The organism is Sinorhizobium terangae, assembly GCF_009601505.1.
GTDB classification, from domain to species: Bacteria; Pseudomonadota; Alphaproteobacteria; order Rhizobiales; family Rhizobiaceae; genus Sinorhizobium; species Sinorhizobium terangae.
This window is the reverse complement of record NZ_WITC01000037.1, coordinates 1-18,739: the sequence shown is the minus strand read 5'-3', so window position 1 is coordinate 18,739 and position 18,739 is coordinate 1. Positions and strand designations below refer to the sequence as shown.

Below are 18,739 nucleotides of genomic sequence, written 5' to 3'. Positions count from 1 at the left end.
ACTGCTGCAGCTTGCGCGTCTGATTAGGACGCGCGGCGCTGCAGGAAGTCCGGAGACGGGGAATATGGCCAAACTCTATTTCAGCTATGCGACGATGAATGCCGGCAAAAGCACGCTTTTGCTGCAGGCCTCCTATAACTATCAGGAGCGCGGCATGCGCGTCGTCATGCTGATTGCCGCCTTCGATGACCGCGCCGGAGCCGGCCGCATCTCGTCGCGCATCGGATTGGCCTCGGACGCGATCCCGTTCAGCGGTGATGACGATCTCTACGCCCTGGTCGATCGCCTGAACGGTGACGGTTCGGGCGAGATCGCCTGCGTCTTCGTGGACGAGGCGCAATTTCTCGCCGAAGATCAGGTCTGGCAGCTTGCGCGCGTTGCCGACCGCCTCGGCATTCCGGTGATGGCCTATGGCCTCAGAACCGACTTCCAGGGCAAGCTCTTTCCCGGTTCCATGGCGCTGCTTGCGATCGCTGACGAGTTGCGCGAAGTCAGGACAATCTGCCATTGCGGGCGCAAGGCGACGATGGTCGTGCGCCTCGACGGCGCCGGCAACCTTGTGCGCGAGGGCGCGCAGGTAGATGTCGGCGGCAACGAGAAATACGTCCCCTATTGCCGCCGTCACTGGGAAGACCGGATGCGCGACGGCTGAAGAAGCCCGCCGAAATTCCCGACGTGATCGCCAATCTCACGGACACTTCGGCTGCACGATAGACGGCCACCGCCACCGCTTGCGCCTGTGCGGGCGCCCGCGCAAAAAAGCGTGTGTGCTATACTTGTCCTGACCGGCCAAACATCCTTTATATAACTGCAATCGAAAGCTGAATAATTCGGCACGCGATGCGGGTGACCGTCCCGATCAAGGGGCCGGGTTAAAGGGGGAAAGTATGGCGACTCTTCAGAATTTTGCCGCAGAAATCGAAAAGACGAAGAATGTCGTCCAGGAGATGCGCGGCAAGCTTGAGCAATCTGGCGTTGTCCTCGACCAGTTCGCCAAGGCCGACACCAAACTCGGTGACGTCAATTTCGACATCGAGAACGCCCGCATTCAGGACGTGATCAATCAGCAGAAGGTGATGGAAGCCAACATTGCCGATCTGATCATCGGGCTTGAGGATGCGACCAACGTCTTCGGCTCCGAATTTGAAAGCATGAAAAGCTATACCGGCTATGAGAAATTCATCGGCATATTCTCCAAGCAGAAGATGCAGCGCCTCAGGACCGATCGCGTGCGCAACATGTCGCTTGCCGGGAACCTGCAGGAACTTCTCGTCAAGTCCGACACCATCGTTGGCATCCTCAAGGAACAGAGGGCGATCCTCGACCAGCGCTACAAGACCTCCGAGCAGAGCCTTATCAAGGTGATCGACCGCCGCAAGGGGACGATGGCAGCGCTTGAGGAGACGCAGAAGCGCATCGAGGAACTCAATCCACTGTTGCTCGACATCGAGAACAGGATCGCCGCGTCGACCGACCAGAAGACGAGAACTGGACTCGAGGGCGAGCGCTCGACGCTCGCGACCGAATATAACGAGAAGCAGGCCAAGGAGCAGGAGTTGCTCGCAGAGAGCCAGACGCTCGAACGCTACACGTCGATGTTCCAGACCTTCGTCGATTCCCTCAACAATCAGATCGCGGCGCAGAATACGCTGATCAACAAGCTGACGATCGATACCGAACAGCGCATCGTGCTCTACAAATCGCTGGAGGACTCGTTGAAGACGGCGGCGCAGCAGGACGTCGCCCACAGGATCAACACGCTCGGGAGCCAGGTCGACACCGCGGCCGAGGAAACCATGGCCGGGATCGGCGCGGCGGCGCAGCGTCACATCGGCGACCTTCTCGAAATGCATGAAAAGAACATGCTCGCGACGCAGGATATCCAGCGGCGCAAGAAGCTTGCCGACGACGCCTTCGCCCGTCGCTTCCAAACGGTGATGGACAAGCACAATGCGGCAAACTACGTGAAGCAGTGATCGGCAAGGCGGCAATGACAAGATTTGCGACCGCCTTTCGGCGCTCGCCGAGGGATTAGGCATGAACACCGCCGCATCCGCAGCCGTACGGCAATATTTCAGTTCCATCCGATCCGCGCTGGCGGGGCTTGAACTGTTTCTCGGCGACCGCAACTCACCGCTCTATCAGAATACGGTGGTCGGGGAGGTGATCGTTCCCTATCTCGCCCGTCTGAAGGCATCGATCGCCTGCTGGGAGAACCGCATCGGCTTCGTCGAGCGGTTCCGGATTTCGCGCGCCGAAAGCGGCTTCCCGGTGTTCCAGAACGTGCTCGAACTGGAAAACGACCGGCAGAGCGCGGAAAAGCGTCTGGCGAGCATTCCCGCGGCCGATGCGCTCCGCGAAGAAATGGCCGATTTCATCCTCAGGCAGAAGGCCTTTCCCGAGGCATTGCAGGCCCGCATGGCGGAAAGGCTCTATCTCGAGCAGATCGGCAAGGGCGACATCTTTTCGCCGTTCATCCTGCCGGAGACGATCCGGGTCGCCGTCAATTCGAAGACGATGCGGCCCTATTACGTCGTCTCCTGGGGCGCCTTCGACGGCACCCAGACGCTCCCCATGGTCTACATGGCGACGATCGAGGATTCATCGGAAAACATCGTCGAAATGCTGGTCACCCGTGAAGGCAAGCTCAACCCGGACGTCGAGATTCCGCTGCCGGTTGGCGGGCTCCTCAATCCCGACCTTGCGAGCCGCTTCGATGACTTCGCCTCGAAGAACAGCGCCTATTCGCTGACGCCGGTGACGATCGCGACCAATCTCGACAAGGATTTCCCGGAGCTTCACCCGAAACAGCTTCGGCGCATCGTGCTCGGCCCGTTCTATTCGGCCGGGATCACCGAGAACAACGCCCGGGTCAACGATATCCTCTCGAAGGTCCGGAAGGCCGAAAATGCCTGGCTTTTGACCTGGACGGTGCAGGAGGTCTTCTCCAAGGCCGAACGCCCTGCGGAGCGCGGCTTCTGGTCCTCGACGCCGGCGCAGGAGGAATTCCACATAGACACGGACAACCTGGAGGCTGCACGGATGGGCGTCAGCTCCTATGAGAAGCATGCGCTCGTGCCGCACGACGCCTATCAGGCGCTTTACGCCGAAGGGGAGGCGGGTGCGGTCTTCGGAGACTACAAAGTGCACGTGATTTCCGGCAACCAGGTGGTGAGCGAGGTTTGACGATGACGCTGAATACCGGCCTGACGACGCTGCACGAAGACGATATCGCCAAACATCAGGCGACAGCCCAGAGCCTTGTCACCAAGCTGATCATCCTCGAACGGGAAGATACATCCAGAGGGACGCCGCTCGCGGGCACCGGCCGTCGTTTTGTCTCGACCGTTTCGACCGGCAGCCAGCGCCGCAGCCGCGAGGTCGAGCTTCAGCGCACGATCCAGTCGGTGCGTGGCGCCGATCCGCTCCTGTCGCCCGCCCAGCATGCCGTCCTCTACCGGACGCGCCGCGGCATCCAGGTGGCGCTTGCCGTGGCCGACGTCTTCGCGCGGCAGACGAATCTCGAGCAATTGCAGGCGCGCAACGCCACGGCGCCGCTCGGCGGCGAGGAGGTAGGCCAATTCAAGGCACTGCTTTCGGCCGCCGCCTATATCGCCGCCTTCACGCTCGCGGCCTATCTGGGTGCCACCCTGCAGGGAGAGGGCGAACCGGTCGATGATGCCGCAGAGCCCGACTTTCTCTTCGATACGCCCCAGGATGCGCTGAAGAGCATGGTTGCGGGACTCGACCGCAGCATTGCTGGCGCCCAGGACGATCTTGCCTTGACCGCCCGGACGCGCGCCTTTTCACGCGCCACGATCGAAGGACTGATCGCCCGCAAGGCGCGGTTCACCGGCCTCCAGAGCTTCGAAAACGTCCATATCCGGCTCGACCAGGACGACTTCACCCTGAACGGTTTCGACATTGCGCCTGGGCAGAAGCGCAAGCCATTGGTGATGACCTTCAAGAAGCCGGAAGAAATCATCGGCAACCACATTGCGAAGTACCAGGCGCTGAAGCTTGCCAAGATGCTGATGGCCTACGACTTCGACCGGCAGATGAATCCCTTCGTCGAACTTGGCGGCTTCCTCTTCACCTTCATCGGCGACGGAATGCCGGGCACCGGCAAGACCATTCTCATCCAGATGCTCGCCGGAATGCTCCACGATTACTGCGGCGTTGCCGGCTACGCTTTCCATTACGAGAACTTCGGAGTCGACCAGATCTCCTCCTACCAGGGAAAGTCCGGCCAGAACTGCAAGGAATTCGTCAACAACGTCATCAATCCTCGGGCGATCGGCTTCGGCACGATCGACGATGTCGACCAGGTGGCGGCGAGGCGCTCCGACGACCGCGCTTCGGCCGGCCAGCATGAGGTGACGGCGGTGCTGATGGAGAGTTTCGCCGGTGCGTCGACCGTGGTGCGCGGCAACTGCACGTTCGGCATGTTCTCGAACTACCCGGAGAACGTCGACGACGCGTTGCGTCAGCGCGCGGGGGCGCGTTGGCTTGTCGACGGGCCCCAGACGGAAGGCGACTATATCGACATCTTTGCGCTGCTTGTCGGCAAGAACCACAAGATCCCGCTTGGTCAGCACGATCTCTATGCCGGCCAGGAGATCGAGCGCGCGGTGTCAAAGTCCTACGTGGCCCATTCACAGCCGCAGGAGGAGGGGCTCGCCGCCGTTTGGGAGCGCTACGAGAAGGAAAAGGGCAAGATTGCCACGCTCGCCGACGTCGGCGCCTATCTGCACATGATCAAGGAAGCCGAACCGCGCTTTACCGGCCGGGCGATCAGGAACATCACCGATGCGATCAAGATGCGGGCGATGGACGTTGAACTGCCCGACGACTGGTTCAAGGATGCCGGCGCCTTCATGCACAAGTCCTACGACGAGAAGAAGGCGATGATCGAGGAGTTGCGCGGCCCGATCACGATCGAGATGGTGCTGCAGGAAATCAACCGCTACGCCGACAGCGAGTTCCGCTACACCGACAAGTCGGACGATGCGGCGGTCGGCGAGATCATCCGCCGCGAGCGCCAGCGGGAGAAGGCGATCCGCGAAATCGAGACCATGAAGCGCGAGGGCAGGTGGCAGGCATGAGCGAAGAGCATAAGGAACGCTCCAGCGCCAACGCGCGGAGCATTTCCGTATGAAACGCCTCCTCGAAGCGGAACTGATCTATGGGCGGCTGCTCGACATAGCCGAGCCGCATCTCGTCGCGCGCTACAACAAGGCGCTGCAGGGCTTGGGCCTGAAACCGACGGCGCTCGATCACTTCAGCATCGATATGACCGGTTTCTCGCCGGAGATCGCCGACGAACTCGGGGATCGCGACTATCTCGACCCGAACCGCGTCAATCGGCGCTTTATCATCCTGACGCCGGCGCAGGCGGACCTCCCGGTCGTTCATACGAGTTTCTCCAACACCGCGGCGCTGATGCATGAATTCTTCAACGCCAACAGCCGCGCGATCAACGCGGTGACCATCAAGGATGCGCTCTACGGCGAGATCGAGGATTCGGTTTCGGTGGTCGAGGACATCGACGACCTGCTTTCGATCAACGAGGTTCGTTTTCGGGTCCTTTCGGCGGAAGACATGCTAGGCAAGGCAACCGAGCTCAGGGAACTGGTGGACCGATTGAAGAAGGTACCGACCGCCTGGGCCGACGACGCCATGCTGAACCGGATGGTGGAGCTGGCAAAGGTGACCGGCGACATCCGGCAGAACGCGCTGGTGCCGAACGAACTCGTTTTCCGCCATGAGGCCTTCTGGGCCAATCACTTCGGCGGCGTCTATGTCTTCCTCGACCAGAAGACGACGACGGTGATCTGCGATCCCTCGGTGCCCGGTTTCAGGCGGTCGCGGCCGTGGCAGGTGGCCTACATTGCCATCAACGATCACGCCCGCATCTACGAGTTTCTCGCCCGGACCAACCGGCTGCAACTGCCGCAGGCCTCCTGGGTGCAGGAATCCGGGCTGTTCCAGCACCGGGCAGACATGATCATTCGCGGGCTGATCAACGCTGCCGATCCGACTGCCGATCTCATGGGTGCCGACCGGATCTGGCTGCAGACCTGGATCCACCGCAACGCGGCGATCGTGTCGCGCGACGGGACATACCCCTTCCTTCAGGAAATGGCTCGCATGCTTGCGGCAACGGGCACGATCACCATGGCGGAGGTCCCGCCGGAACATCGCTTCCTGCTCGTGCGCGCCGCACCGATGCATCCCGATCAATGGCTGGTGAACCGCTTGATATCGCAGCTCGTCCCGCGCGACTTCGTCTCCCGCTTCGTGTTCGACAAGCAGGGATTCTATGACGCCTACGAGCATTACGGCGAAAAGTTCCGGGAATATGTTGTCGCGACGCTGACCAGCACGTATCTCAAGGACAAGGCCGCTTTCCGCCACAAGCTTTACGGTCTCAAAGAGGAATAGGACATGTTCGATCCGATCGTTGCGTTTTTTTCGCGTGTCTTCACGGCGATCGGCCGTGGCATCGGCCTGGCGGTGGCCTGGCTCCTCTGGCCCTTCGTCGCACTCGGCAACTGGTATCGGGCGAGAAGCTGGATCATCAAGGGCCCGGTCGGCCTCGTCCTGCTCGGTCTTATCCTGTTCTACGGCTACTTCATTTGGCAGACGCAGGCCTGGACCAACTTCAATCCAGACTATGTCGATCGCTACAAGCTCGCCGAGCGCAAGGTGCCGGCAGGGTCGCCGGTAAGCGGTCCCGGCGCAACCACGCCGGGGCAGCCAAATCCAGGGACTACTGGCGACCAGGCTGCCGCAGTCGGTTCATCGGGCGAGGCCAACACGACCGAGGCGCTCGCCGTCGCGCAGCTGCCGGCAGGAACGGTTTGCCAGACCTCGGCGATCGTCGACGTAGCAGCCGATCTCATCGACTACAATGTCAACCAGAATGCCTGGATATCCTCGATGCTGCTCTACAAGCTCGGCCTCTTCGGGATGGACTGGGACGATACGCCCTGGCTCGACAACAAGGCGTCGTTCCAGCGCGGCATCAACCAGGCGATACGCCGCACCTCGGTGGAGCTCGTGGATTCGCTCGGACGCGTCCGCGGCACGTCGGGCATCAACAACGACCTGCAAAGCGCGCGCGGCAACATCCAGTTCGACGAGGAGACCTGGTATTTCGGCATCAACCCGTTCGGACCCAAGACGCCGACGCCGAGCTTCTATCGGGCGGCGATGCACGATTTCAGGAAGTTCAATGTTTCGCTCGGCAAGTGCGAGGCGATCTTCGACGGGCGGTCCGACAACATGGTCGAGTTCCTCGACCGCATCGCCAACGATCTCGGCAACACCTCGGCAATCATCCGCGAACGCTCCGAATTCCACAACGGCGGCTGGTTCGACACGCGCGCCGACGACCGCTTCTGGTTCGCCTTCGGCCAGCTCTATGGCTACTACGGCATTCTTTCCGCGGCCGGTGCCGACTTCGAGAATGTGGTGGCGCAGCGCGGCCTGACGCCGATCTGGACGGAGACGATCCGGCAGCTGCGCGCCGCCTTGAACATCCAGCCGCTCATCATCTCGAACGGTCGCGAGGATGGCTGGATCATGCCGACGCATCTGGCGACGATGGGCTTCTACATCCTTCGCGTGCGGTCCAACCTGGTGGAAATGCGCGATATCCTTGCCCGATGACGCGCGGCGTGCAAGCGTAAGCACGCAGAAACAAAGCGCGCCCATTTTCGCGGAGGAGGCGGATGGGCGTGCCACAAAGGGGGAACAGCCATGCCGGAGGTCAAATCCGATATCGAGATCGCGCGCGCCGCGAAGAAGAAGCCGATCCAGGAGATCGGCGAAAAGCTCGGCATTCCGCCGGAGCACCTGCTGCCCTACGGCCACGACAAGGCCAAGGTCAGCGCTGAATTCATCGCTCAGCAACTGAACAACGGAAACGGCCGGCTTATCCTGGTGACCGCGATCAACCCTACGCCGGCCGGCGAGGGCAAGACGACGACCACCGTTGGGCTCGGCGACGGCCTCAACCGCATCGGCAAGAAGACGGTCGTCTGTATCCGGGAGGCATCACTCGGCCCCTGCTTCGGCAGCAAAGGCGGCGCGGCCGGCGGTGGTTATGCCCAAGTCGTGCCAATGGAGGACATCAACCTTCACTTCACCGGCGATTTCCATGCCATCACGGCGGCGCACAACCTGCTGGCGGCGCTGATCGACAATCACATCTATTGGGGCAACGAGCAGGCGATCGACATTCGCCGCATCGCCTGGCGTCGGGTGATGGACATGAACGACCGGGCGCTGCGCCAGATCGTCGGTTCGCTCGGCGGTGTCGCCAACGGCTACCCGCGCGAGACCGGCTTCGACATCACCGTCGCCTCGGAAGTCATGGCGATTCTGTGCCTGGCGATGGACATCAAGGATCTCGAAAAGCGGCTCGGCAACATCATCATCGGCTATCGGCGCGACAAGAGCCCGGTCTACGCCCGCGACATCAAGGCGGACGGGGCGATGGCGGTGTTGCTCAAGGACGCGATGCAGCCGAACCTGGTGCAGACGCTTGAGAACAACCCGGCTTTCGTCCATGGCGGCCCCTTTGCCAATATCGCCCATGGTTGCAATTCGGTGGTCGCTACGGCAACGGCCTTAAAGCTCGCCGACTACGTGGTGACCGAGGCCGGCTTCGGTGCCGATCTCGGCGCCGAGAAATTCTTCGACATCAAATGCCGCAAGGCCGGCCTGAAGCCGGACGCCGCCGTCGTCGTCGCGACCGTGCGGGCGGTCAAGATGAATGGCGGCGTGAAGAAGGAGGACCTCAGCCGGGAGAATATCGAAGCGCTCAAGAAAGGTTGCGCCAATCTTGGGCGGCACGTGCAGAACGTCAAGAAATTCGGCGTTCCCGTGCTCGTTGCGATCAACCACTTCACCTCCGACACCGAGGCCGAGATCCAGGCGATCAAGGACTACGTCAGGACGCTCGGTTCCGAAGCCGTTCTTTGCAGGCACTGGGCCGAGGGTTCGGCAGGGATCGAGGAACTGGCGCACAAGGTCGTGGACCTTGCCAATGCGGGCCACTCGCAGTTTTCGCCGCTTTACCCGGACGACATGCCGCTCTTCCAGAAGATCGAGACGATCGCCAAGGACATCTATCACGCGAGCGAGGTTATTGCCGACAAGCTGGTGCGCGAACAGCTCCGGACTTGGGAGGACCAGGGTTACGGCCACCTGCCGATCTGCATGGCGAAGACCCAATATTCGTTCTCGACGGACCCGAACCTGCGCGGCGCGCCGAGCGGTCACACCGTGCCGATCCGGGAGGTGCGACTTGCGGCCGGCGCCGGCTTCATCGTCGTCATCACCGGCGAGATCATGACGATGCCCGGCCTGCCGAAAGCGCCGTCCTCCGAGAGGATACGGCTCAATGAAGAGGGGCTGATTGAGGGGCTGTTCTGAGGCGCGCGATCATGGCGAAGCCGCCCATGACGGCACCCCCTCTGCCTTTCAGCCAAGACCGCCGATATAGTCGGGCTTGCCGATCGGAACGCCCTTGTGGCGGAGGATGTCGTAGGCAGTGGTGACGTGGAAATAAAAGTTCGGCAGTACGAACTTCAAGAGATAGTCCTCGCCGCTGAAGTTGACCTTGAGGTTGGGGAAGCTGAGCGTGACTTCGCGGTTTTCGCTGCCTTCAAGATCGGCGGGTTGGACCGTTTCGAGGAATGCGACCGTCTTGGCGATCCGTTCGCGCAGCTCGGCGAAGCTCCGTTCCTCGTCCGGGAAGCGTGGCGTTTCGATCGTCGTCAGCCGTCCGATGGCGTTCTTGCTGGTGTCGCTCGCCCGCTGGATCTGTCCGACGAGCGGCAGCATATCCGGCGCGAGCCGTGCCTCGAAGAGCTCAGCGAGCGGCATGCCCTTCTCTGCAGCGAAGGCCTCGGCCTTGTCCAAGAGGCCACCGAGGGCAGAAAAGCCGCGGATGAAGGCGGGCACGGAGAGCTTGTACATGGTTAGCGGCATGGATTGTTCCTCGGTCAGGTCGATGGCGGGCGAAAAATGATGCGCAATAGATCGTGCTCGCCCGCGGTGATTTCAATCGCCTCGCCGCTATCTTGCGTCCCATGGTCGGTGAGCCGCGTCACCGCGCAGCATGGATACCTACAGCGCCGCGCGTCCAATCGGACGCGCAAAGGTCGCTGTAGCACTTTGATTTGCAGTAGGCGGCAGGTACCACGGTAACGACTTGTCTCCCTGGGCAAGTTCGTCGTGCCTGCAGACGAGAAGGCGCCAACCTGCTCCGACAGGAACTTGACGACCGCCTATCGACAGTAGCGATAGCCGTTCTTGCGTTCGATGATGTCGAGATGCAGGTGCATCTCATGGGCGGCGTCGCTGCCCGGATCGAGGACGGTTGTGAAATAGAGGCAGCCCGATGCCGTGACCGCGCGCTGAAACGCGCCGTCCAGCGTGCCATCCTCGTCGCGCGGCTGGATGGCGATCGTCCTGCCGTTGCCCAATGTGAACGAGGCGATGTCGACAGCGTTGCCATGGGCATGCTCCGATATCTTGCCGGCCGTTGCGTTGTTGCGCAGGCGGCAGACGTAGGTCGATGCCTGGTTCACCGTCGCGATCCGGGTGTCCGGTCCGAACGCGGCCGCGGCTGCGGGGACCGCCGATTCCTTGGTCCAACGGGCAAGCGCCAGTGCCGTCGCGCAGCGCATAGTCCCTTCCGGCTTCAGGGCGACGCCCGGCAAGATCGCCGTCACGCGAACCGGTTTGTCGATGCCGCAGCCTTTGCCATCGTCGATGCGCTTGGTGTCAGTGAATGTGCCGCCGAGCGCCTTGAGATCGGCAAGGCAGGAGGCGTGCTCTTCGGCAGGCTCCTCTTTCACCGGCAGGAATACCTCCTCAATGCTGTCGTCCTTTGTCTTGTCTCCGGGAGCTGCTTCTTTCTCTTCTACGCGCGGCTGAGCACCTGTCTTTCTATTGATCTCGGCGCCCTTGGGTGGCACGCCAGGTTTCAGCTCCGGGGTTGGCGTTGCTTGCTCGCCGGGGACAGCTGGTTTCGGGACCGGCACCGGACCCTTCGTGGGAAGGCTTGCGCCCGAAAGAATCGAAACGGACAACAGGATCATTCCGGCGGAGTGGCGCATGCAGGTCCTTCCCATCCGTTGCGGCCAAAGCCAAAACGCATGAGAGCAGATCCTGTTTCAAAATGTGCTGAAACTGAGGACGAGGTCGGTTTGGAGCGTGAATCCGGGGGGGCGCCCGCACCCCTGGATTTATATTGACAATTTCACTCATGTTTTTTATGTGGCGTAAATGAGGCGACGCGGCTCACACGTCGCTCGCAATTAAACCTCGCCCAGCCAGCCCCTTGAGTTTGCCGCTCAACAGCAAGCCCGGCCAACATCTCAAAGGACTGGTCCATGCTCAACCGGCATCATCGCCTGGGTCTTTTTGCATGCACGGCATTCGTCACCCTGGCCGGAACAACGTTTTCGCACGCGCAACCCGCTGACAAGGCGGCGACTGCCGCTGAAAAGCAGGGGCGCGTAACGGCACTGAAGAAATTGGTCGTCACGAACGGCGAGAAGGAAGGTGTGGCGGATACGCCGCTTGCCGAGCGGGTCACCGAAGAACAACTCGACAACAACCAGATATCGAGTTTCGAAGATCTGGGCAGAAGTCTTGAGCCCGGCGTGAACTTCAACCGCACAAACGGCAGCGTCAATATCCGCGGTCTGGAAGGGCCACGGGTGCTGACGACGATTGATGGCATCCCGATCCCCTTCATTGATGACGGTGCGCCCGAAGCAGATGGCGGTATCGACAGCTTCGATTTTGCCACGCTCTCGACGATCGATGTCGTACGTGGCGCCGATTCGAGCCGCGCCGGCGGTGGTGCGCTCGGCGGCGCCGTCGTCCTGCGCACGCTGGAGCCGGAAGACCTGATCGGCGAGGGAAGGACCTGGGGCGGAATCTTCAAGTTCGCCTATGACGGTGACGATGAGAGCCTCGGCGGATCGGCCGCCGTTGCCGCGCGCTACGACAATACGGCCGTTCTGTTCCAGGGTGGCTACAAGAGGGGGCACGAACGGCAAAGCAACGGTGATGTCGGTGGCTATTCGACGACGCGCACCGAGGCGGATCCGGCCGACTACGACCAGAACAACCTCCTGTTCAAGGTGCGGCAATATACCGACAGCGGCCACACGTTCGGGCTGACGGCGGAACGCTTCGATCGCGACAAGGACATCGATTTCATGTCCGGGCAGAGTCTCCTCGGCAACTATCGGCCGGGCAACTACGACAAGCTCGACAATACCCGGCGTGAGCGCCTGTCGCTCGACTATGAATTCGAGGCCACCGACGATAACGGCTGGTTCGACAGCGCCTCGGCCACCATTTACTGGCAACGCCTGCTCCGCGAAAATGGTGTTGATGCTTTTCGCAGCACCTCGGTGATCGGCGAGTATTCGCGGCTCAACGAGGCGGAGGACGAGAGCTTCGGCGCCACCGGTTACGTCGACAGGTTCTTCGACACCGGTCTCCTGCTGCATCAGGTCACGCTCGGCGGCGATTTTGCCATCGGCAAGCTACACCAGTACTCTTCAGGTGAGGATAGCTGCGACACGGCGCCCAGCCCTTCCTGCAACTTCCTGCATACCAATCAGTCCGACAGCCCGGACGTCGACAGCAAGAAAGTAGGTATTTACCTGCAGGATCGCATCTCGATCGGTGATGGTCCCTTCGCGCTGACGCCGGGGCTCCGCTTCGACTGGTACGATTATTCGCCCCAGAATACCGCTGCCTATATGCGCAATCCCAACTATGACGGGGTGCCGCCCGGTCAGAGCGACCAGGCGCTGTCGCCGAAGCTGCTTGCGACCTATCAGGCGGCGGAACAGGTCGAGCTTTTCGCGCAGTGGGCGATGGCTTTCCGGCCGCCGACAGCCGAGGAACTCTATCTCAACTACGGTGCACCGGGCAGCTACCTGCAGATCGGCAATCCCGACCTGAAGCCGGAAACGAGCCACGGTTTTGAGGTCGGAGCCAATTTCGGTGACGAGGAATTCGGTGGGCGCGTAAGTGCCTTCTACAACAGGTACCGGAACTTCATCGACGAGCGCTAGAGCTTCGATCCGACCGGAACCTATCCGCTCGGCATTACCGAGGCTATAAACCGCGCGAACGTCTCCATCCACGGGATCGAGGTGTCCGGCCACAAGGTCTTCGCCAATGGCTTCCACGTGCGCACTGCACTTGCCTATGCCTATGGCCGGGATCTCGATACGGACGAAGTGCTGGGCTCTGTGGCCCCGTTGAAGGGAGTCCTCGGTGTAGGCTATGCCACCGAAACCTGGGGAACCGACGTGATCCTTACGGCTGCGATGGCCGTTTCGGACAAGTCGACCAACAGCTTCAAGGCGCCGGGTTATGGCATCGTCGATCTCACCGGCTGGTGGGAGCCGGCTGAGTTGCCGGGCCTGCGGGTGAATGCCGGCGTCTACAACGTCTTCGACAAGACCTATTGGGATGCGATCAACACCCAAAATACGTTCACGCAGCCGGCGGATTTCTATTCGGAGCCGGGCCGCACCTTCAAGATCTCGCTGACGCAACGCTTCTAGCGGCCCGACGCATCCGATCGATCGAATGGGCGGCTCTCGGTAGCCGCCCATTTCAACTCCGTCGATCCCGTTTTTCCCGCTTGCACGCATCCGCAAGCCGCGCTAACACTTTCGCCCATGATGAACGCACGCAACATTTCGATCTGGTGGTGGGCTCGCTGAGGCGGCCTTGACCAGTCATGCGTGATTGAGACATGAAGCCGCCCGGAGATTTCGAGGCGGCTTTTTCGTATTCAAAGCCGTGTGGAAAGACCGGGCTTTTACGGAGCGAGGCGAATGGCAACGGTAATTCTGGAAGACGGCGCGGAGAGCTACACAACCGAAGGCGGCATCGTCGTCACGCGCAGGCGGCGCGATGCATCCTACACGGACGCGATCTCGTCCTGTGTCGACAAGCTCGACGAGCGGCGCGGCGCGGTCTTCTCCTCGAACTACGAATATCCCGGCCGCTACACCCGCTGGGACACCGCCGTCGTCGACCCGCCGCTCGCCATCTCTTCCTTCGGTCGCTCGCTCTGGATCGAAGCCTATAACGAGCGCGGCGAGGTGTTGCTGGCGCTGATCGGCGAGTACCTGAAATCCGTTGCTGACATCACGCTCGGCAAATCGGAGGCCCGTCGTCTCGATCTCACCATCAACCAGCCGGATCGCGTGTTTACCGAGGAAGAGCGCTCGAAGATGCCGACGGTCTTCACCGTGCTTCGCGCCGTGACGAACCTCTTCCATTCGCCCGAAGATTCCAATCTCGGTTTCTATGGCGCGTTCGGCTACGACCTTGCCTTCCAGTTCGACGCAATCGACCTCAAATTGCAGCGGCCCGACGACCAGCGCGACATGGTCCTCTTCCTGCCGGATGAGATCCTCGTCGTCGACCACTATGCGGCGAAGGCCTGGGTCGACCGCTATGATTTTGCCAAGGGCGGTCTTTCGACCGAGGGCAAGGCGGCGGACATCGCACCGGAGCCGTTCCGCTCTGTCGACGGCATTCCGCCGCATGGCGATCATCGCCCGGGCGAATATGCCGAACTCGTGGTCAAGGCAAAGGAAAGCTTCCGTCGCGGCGACCTCTTCGAGGTCGTGCCAGGGCAGAAATTCTACGAACGCTGCGAGAGCCGCCCTTCGGAGATTTCCAACCGGCTGAAGGCGATCAACCCGTCGCCCTATTCCTTCTTCATCAATCTCGGAAACCAGGAATATCTCGTTGGCGCATCGCCGGAGATGTTCGTCCGGGTCTCAGGCCGCCGCATCGAGACCTGCCCGATTTCCGGCACGATCAAGCGGGGCGACGACCCGATCGCCGATAGCGAGCAGATCCTGAAGCTCCTGAATTCGAAGAAGGACGAATCCGAGCTCACCATGTGCTCGGACGTCGACCGCAACGATAAAAGCCGCGTCTGCGTTCCTGGTTCGGTGAAGGTCATCGGCCGTCGCCAGATCGAGATGTATTCGCGGCTGATCCATACAGTCGACCACATCGAGGGGCGGCTTCGCGATGACATGGATGCCTTCGACGGCTTCCTGAGCCACGCCTGGGCGGTGACCGTCACCGGCGCGCCGAAGCTTTGGGCCATGCGCTTCATCGAGAACCATGAGAAGAGCCCGCGTGCATGGTATGGTGGCGCGATCGGCATGGTCGGCTTCAATGGCGACATGAACACCGGCCTGACCTTGCGCACCATCCGCATCAAGGACGGGATCGCCGAGGTTAGAGCGGGCGCGACGCTCCTCTATGATTCCAATCCGGAAGAAGAAGAAGCCGAAACCGAACTGAAGGCATCCGCCATGATTGCAGCCATCCGCGACGCCAAATCCGCCAACAGCGCCAAGGCCGGGCGCGACGTTGCGCCGGTCGGCGCGGGCGTCAATATCCTGCTCGTCGACCACGAGGACAGCTTCGTCCACACGTTGGCTAACTACTTCCGGCAAACGGGCGCGAACGTTACCACCGTCCGCACGCCGGTTGCCGAGAAGATTTTCGACCGCGTCAAACCGGACCTTGTCGTGCTTTCGCCCGGACCCGGCACTCCAAAGGATTTCGACTGCAAGGCGACGATCAAGAAGGCGAGGGCGCGCGAACTGCCGATCTTCGGGGTCTGCCTCGGCCTTCAGGCGCTCGCCGAGGCCTATGGCGGCGACTTGCGACAATTGGCAATTCCGATGCATGGCAAGCCGTCGCGCATCCGCGTGCTGGAACCCGGCCTCGTTTTCTCCGGTCTAGGCAAAGAGGTGACGGTCGGGCGCTACCATTCGATCTTTGCCGATCCCTCCAGTCTACCGCGCGAGTTCATGATCACGGCAGAGAGCGAAGACGGCACGATCATGGGCATCGAGCACATGAAAGAGCCGGTGGCGGCGGTGCAGTTCCATCCGGAATCGATCATGACGCTCGGCGGCGACGCCGGCATGCGGATGATCGAGAACGTGGTCGCGCATCTCGCCAAACGGGCGAAAACCAAGGCCGCCTGACGGCACACGAATTGCGGCGGGCAAGGCTGCGCCACACGGCCCTTTGACAAGCCGTGCGTAATCACCCATATGGTGTTTCGAACCCGCCTGCGCGAAAATTCGCGCGGGCGGTTTTGCGTTTGAATAGGCTTGCATTTGCAACTCGTTTGCATCTGCACGAGGAATGAAGATGACCGCTTCCGATAGCAGAACGATCCTGAGGCTGGCCTTTTGGGGCATGCCGCTTTCTGTCGGTGTCATGGGGCTGAAGATGCTCGCCTGGTGGGTGACCGGTTCGGTTGCGCTGCTTTCCGACGGGCTGGAATCCATCGTGAATGTGATTGCCGCAGTAATGGCCTATGTGATGATTGGCTATGCCGCGAAACCGGCGGATGCGACCCACCCGTTCGGACATCACAAGGCGGAGTATTTTTCCGCCGTCATCGAAGGCGTGCTGATTGTCGTGGCAGCGCTTCTGATCTTATGGGAAGCGGTGCCGGAGATGATGGCGCCGGAACTCTTGAGCGCACCGGCGCTCGGTCTAGCGATCAACTTCGCCGCCGGCGTCATTAATGCGATCTGGGCTTATGTGCTGATCCGCGCCGGTACCCGTCATCGGTCGCCAGCGTTGAGCGCCGACGGGCACCATATTCTTTCCGACGTCGTAACATCGGCAGGCGTGCTCGTCGGCCTTCTTCTTGCCATTGCCACCGGTTACGCCATCCTCGATCCGCTGCTGGCAGTGATCGTCGCCGGCAACATCCTCTTCCAGGGGTGGAAGGTCATCTCGCGTTCGGTTGACGGGCTGATGGACCGGGCCGTGCCGGCGGAGGAGGAAGAGGCGATCAAGCAGGCAATCGCGGCAAATGCCGGCGGCTCTCTCGGCGTACACGATTTGAAGACACGGCAGGCCGGTCCGGCGATCTTCGTGGACTTCCACATGGTCGTGCCCGAAGCGATGCCCGTCGGCGACGCCCATGACATTTGCGACCGGGTCGAGGACGCGATTCGCGTCGTTCATCCGGGCGCGAGAATAGCCATTCACGTCGAGCCGGAAGGCGAGAAGGCACACGGTGTGCGTGTGAAGACCAGAGCGGGATGAGGAAAAGCGTTTGCGGTTTTCCGCCCGCATCCCGCTCTTACTATTTAGAATCGATCACGGCCAGGATTTGGTGGAGCAGTAAGGAAATGACGAAAACGGACGTATCAGGACTTTCACAACTAGGCGCAAAGGTCGACCTGCCGCAAAGCCCGGACGAGGCGGTGCTCGAAAGGGTACCGAGCAATCATACGGGGACGGACTTCGTCGTCCGTTTCACGGCGCCGGAGTTCACCTCGCTTTGCCCGATGACTGGGCAGCCGGATTTCGCGCATATCGTCATCGATTATGTGCCGGATGGCTGGCTTGTCGAGTCGAAGTCGCTCAAGCTCTTCCTGCACTCCTTCCGCAACCATGGCGCTTTCCACGAGGATTGCACCATCGACATCGCCAAGAGGCTGGTGTCGCTCCTGTCGCCGAAGTGGCTGAGGATCGGCGCCTATTGGTATCCGCGCGGCGGCATTCCGATCGACGTCTTCTGGCAGACGGGCGCGCCGCCGGAGGGTGTCTGGCTGCCGGATCAGGGTGTGCCGACCTATCGCGGTCGTGGGTGATTCCTAGAGTCTGTCAGACCTACGTTGAAACGTATCCTGCATGCCTGAGATAGGCGGCGCATTCGTGCGGGCTGAACGCCTTGAGAGCTTCGCCGACGCGCCGCCATGTCGCCTCGACGCTACGCTCGTCGGCCTTGCGCAGCAGGGTCTTGAGTTTGGCGAACATCATCTCGATCGGATTGAGGTCGGGGCTGTAGGGCGGCAGGAAGAACAGATGGGCGCCGGCGTCGCGGATGGCGCTGCGCGCCGGCTTGCCCTTGTGGCTGCCGAGATTGTCGAGGATGACGATATCCCCGGGGTTGAGGGTTGGCGCCAGGCATTGCTCGACCCAGGCGGTGAAGGCAATGCCGTTGATCGGGCCGTCGAGCACGAAGGGTGCGACGATGCGGTCGTGACGCAGCCCGGCGAGGAAGGTCAGCGTCTTCCAATGGCCATGCGGTATTCTGGCGATCAGCGGCTGGCCGCGCTGACACCAGCCGCGGCTGCGCGTCATGTTGGTTTTGACCCAGGTTTCGTCAACGAACACCAGGCGGCGCGGATCAAGTCGATGTTGATGGGTCTTCCAGCGGCTTCGGAAGCGCGCCACCTTCGGCCTGTCCTGCTCGCTGGCGATCAGCGTTTTTTTTAAATGTCTTGCCTTCGCGGCGCAGAAACCGCCAAACGGTGTCATGCGAGACATCGATCCCGGCCGCCTTCAGATCGGCGGCAAGCGCCCGCACCGTCCAATCGGTTTTGGCCGCCAGTCGGCGGTGAACCTCATCGGCCGCCGCGCCCCGCAGCATGGGTTTGACATGGCCCCCCATCTTGGCCGGCGCCAAACCGCGGCCGGACCGGTCGAGCTGGCCGATCCGCACCGCCGTCGCCGCCGATATCCCAAAGCGCAAGGCGGCCGCCCGCACCGTCATGCCTCCGGCCAAAGCGGCGGCGACGCGCTGGCGTAAATCAAGAGAAAGAGGTCGCGCCATCATTGCTGGCCTCCTCACCAGCAATGATCTTGAATCACAATCCCAACAAAAAGGGAATCC

Annotated in this window: 14 protein-coding genes and 1 pseudogene; 12 read left to right on the top strand and 3 right to left on the bottom strand. The window is 61.5% G+C overall.

What is annotated here, in order from left to right; all coding sequences use genetic code 11:
• Positions 1 to 64: 64 nt before the first annotated feature.
• The 7 genes from GHK62_RS10965 (at position 65) to GHK62_RS10935 (ending at position 9,444) form a co-directional block, all read left to right on the top strand.
• A complete protein-coding gene (locus GHK62_RS10965; protein ID WP_153438971.1) occupies positions 65 to 652 on the top strand; it encodes a thymidine kinase in 588 nt (195 codons plus the stop codon).
• A 235-nt stretch (positions 653 to 887) separates the two neighbouring features.
• Positions 888 to 1,976, top strand: a complete 1,089-nt coding sequence (locus tag GHK62_RS10960) for a coiled-coil domain-containing protein (protein WP_153438969.1) — start codon at positions 888 to 890, stop codon at positions 1,974 to 1,976.
• Between the two features lie 61 nt (positions 1,977 to 2,037).
• Entirely contained in the window at positions 2,038 to 3,186 is a 1,149-nt protein-coding gene (locus tag GHK62_RS10955) for a hypothetical protein (RefSeq protein ID WP_153438967.1), read from the top strand.
• Positions 3,187 to 3,188: 2 nt separating this feature from the next.
• A complete protein-coding gene (locus tag GHK62_RS10950; RefSeq protein ID WP_153438965.1) occupies positions 3,189 to 5,105 on the top strand; it encodes an AAA family ATPase in 1,917 nt (638 codons plus the stop codon).
• A gap of 49 nt (positions 5,106 to 5,154) precedes the next feature.
• On the top strand, positions 5,155 to 6,444 hold the full coding sequence (locus GHK62_RS10945) for a DUF6638 family protein (protein ID WP_153438963.1): 1,290 nt from the start codon (positions 5,155 to 5,157) through the stop codon (positions 6,442 to 6,444).
• 3 nt (positions 6,445 to 6,447) lie between these two features.
• Complete coding sequence (locus GHK62_RS10940) at positions 6,448 to 7,674, top strand: DUF2333 family protein (protein ID WP_153438962.1); 1,227 nt, start codon at positions 6,448 to 6,450, stop codon at positions 7,672 to 7,674.
• Between the two features lie 90 nt (positions 7,675 to 7,764).
• Entirely contained in the window at positions 7,765 to 9,444 is a 1,680-nt protein-coding gene (locus GHK62_RS10935; RefSeq protein ID WP_153438960.1) for a formate--tetrahydrofolate ligase, read from the top strand.
• Between the two features lie 48 nt (positions 9,445 to 9,492).
• Here GHK62_RS10935 and GHK62_RS10930 read toward each other — a convergent pair whose 3' ends face one another.
• Complete coding sequence (locus tag GHK62_RS10930; RefSeq protein WP_153438958.1) at positions 9,493 to 10,002, bottom strand: DUF1993 domain-containing protein; 510 nt, start codon at positions 10,000 to 10,002, stop codon at positions 9,493 to 9,495.
• Between the two features lie 299 nt (positions 10,003 to 10,301).
• Entirely contained in the window at positions 10,302 to 11,135 is an 834-nt protein-coding gene (locus GHK62_RS10925; RefSeq protein ID WP_153438956.1) for an extensin-like domain-containing protein, read from the bottom strand.
• 276 nt (positions 11,136 to 11,411) lie between these two features.
• On the opposite strand from GHK62_RS10925, the pseudogene GHK62_RS10920 reads away from it, so the two are divergent.
• The 5 genes and pseudogenes from GHK62_RS10920 to queF all read left to right on the top strand — a co-directional run bounded on the left by GHK62_RS10920 (position 11,412) and on the right by queF (position 17,714).
• Positions 11,412 to 13,616 (top strand): annotated as a pseudogene (locus GHK62_RS10920) (TonB-dependent hemoglobin/transferrin/lactoferrin family receptor).
• Positions 13,617 to 13,733: 117 nt separating this feature from the next.
• Positions 13,734 to 13,778, top strand: coding sequence for a trpE operon leader peptide TrpLE (trpLE, locus tag GHK62_RS33880; RefSeq protein ID WP_184108869.1), 45 nt, complete (start codon positions 13,734 to 13,736; stop codon positions 13,776 to 13,778).
• Positions 13,779 to 13,892: 114 nt separating this feature from the next.
• A complete protein-coding gene (locus tag GHK62_RS10915; RefSeq protein ID WP_153438954.1) occupies positions 13,893 to 16,082 on the top strand; it encodes an anthranilate synthase in 2,190 nt (729 codons plus the stop codon).
• A gap of 169 nt (positions 16,083 to 16,251) precedes the next feature.
• A complete protein-coding gene (locus GHK62_RS10910) occupies positions 16,252 to 17,163 on the top strand; it encodes a cation diffusion facilitator family transporter (protein ID WP_153438951.1) in 912 nt (303 codons plus the stop codon).
• Positions 17,164 to 17,249: 86 nt separating this feature from the next.
• On the top strand, positions 17,250 to 17,714 hold the full coding sequence (queF, locus tag GHK62_RS10905) for a preQ(1) synthase (protein ID WP_153438950.1): 465 nt from the start codon (positions 17,250 to 17,252) through the stop codon (positions 17,712 to 17,714).
• A gap of 19 nt (positions 17,715 to 17,733) precedes the next feature.
• Here queF and GHK62_RS10900 read toward each other — a convergent pair.
• Positions 17,734 to 18,679 (bottom strand): IS630 family transposase gene (locus GHK62_RS10900; protein WP_167528167.1). Its coding sequence is split into 2 segments (ribosomal slippage): positions 17,734 to 18,339 and positions 18,341 to 18,679, totalling 945 coding nucleotides; the frame shifts between segments, so codons are not numbered across the junction.
• Positions 18,680 to 18,739: the final 60 nt, after the last annotated feature.

Coding starts and splice junctions, on each gene's coding strand:
- GHK62_RS10945 (WP_153438963.1), top strand. CDS start 5,155: ATGAAACGCCTCCTCGAAGCGGAACTGATCTATGGGCGGCTGCTCGAC.
- GHK62_RS10955 (WP_153438967.1), top strand. CDS start 2,038: ATGAACACCGCCGCATCCGCAGCCGTACGGCAATATTTCAGTTCCATC.
- GHK62_RS10915 (WP_153438954.1), top strand. CDS start 13,893: ATGGCAACGGTAATTCTGGAAGACGGCGCGGAGAGCTACACAACCGAA.
- GHK62_RS10925 (WP_153438956.1), bottom strand. CDS start 11,135: ATGCGCCACTCCGCCGGAATGATCCTGTTGTCCGTTTCGATTCTTTCG.
- GHK62_RS10965 (WP_153438971.1), top strand. CDS start 65: ATGGCCAAACTCTATTTCAGCTATGCGACGATGAATGCCGGCAAAAGC.
- GHK62_RS10960 (WP_153438969.1), top strand. CDS start 888: ATGGCGACTCTTCAGAATTTTGCCGCAGAAATCGAAAAGACGAAGAAT.
- queF (WP_153438950.1), top strand. CDS start 17,250: ATGACGAAAACGGACGTATCAGGACTTTCACAACTAGGCGCAAAGGTC.
- GHK62_RS10940 (WP_153438962.1), top strand. CDS start 6,448: ATGTTCGATCCGATCGTTGCGTTTTTTTCGCGTGTCTTCACGGCGATC.
- GHK62_RS10935 (WP_153438960.1), top strand. CDS start 7,765: ATGCCGGAGGTCAAATCCGATATCGAGATCGCGCGCGCCGCGAAGAAG.
- GHK62_RS10950 (WP_153438965.1), top strand. CDS start 3,189: ATGACGCTGAATACCGGCCTGACGACGCTGCACGAAGACGATATCGCC.
- GHK62_RS10910 (WP_153438951.1), top strand. CDS start 16,252: ATGACCGCTTCCGATAGCAGAACGATCCTGAGGCTGGCCTTTTGGGGC.
- GHK62_RS10930 (WP_153438958.1), bottom strand. CDS start 10,002: ATGCCGCTAACCATGTACAAGCTCTCCGTGCCCGCCTTCATCCGCGGC.